A 511-nucleotide genomic window follows, 5' to 3' on the forward strand; every position below is an offset into this window, starting at 1 on the left:
TCCGACTTCGAGCACCCGCCCCGGCGCGCCGAGGTCCGCGGCCCGGCCGTCGACCCCGCGCGCACCGGCATCGGGATCGTGCACCTGGGGGTGGGGGCCTTCCACCGCGCCCACCAGGCCGTCTTCACCGAGGACGCCGCGGCGGCCACCGGTGAGGAGGGCTGGGGCATCCTCGGGGTCACCCAGCGCAGCCCGCGCGTGGCCGAGCAGCTGCGCCCCCAGGACGGCCTGTACTCGGTGCTGACCAAGGGGCGCGACCACACCTCGCTGCGCGTCATCGGCTCGATGCGCGGGGCCGCCTTCCTGCAGGCCGAGTCCGCCGCGGTGCTCGACACCATCGCCGCGCCCACCACCCACGTGGTGAGCTCGACCGTCTCGGAGAAGGGGTACCGGCGCGCGTCGTCGGGTCAGCCGGACCTCGAGGACCCGGACCTCGCGGCCGACCTCGACGTGCTGCGCCGCGAGCTCGGCGCCCGGGGCACCGGCAGCACCGGCGGCTGGGAGCTGCCCG

General features: G+C 76.9%; 1 pseudogene. It reads left to right on the forward strand.

The features are described from left to right. A pseudogene (locus L0B03_RS19035) lies at positions 1-511 on the forward strand (hypothetical protein); the annotation flags it as partial.

Origin of the sequence: Actinotalea sp. C106, from assembly GCF_023630195.1 — a bacterium.
Lineage (GTDB): Bacteria > Actinomycetota > Actinomycetes > Actinomycetales > Cellulomonadaceae > Actinotalea.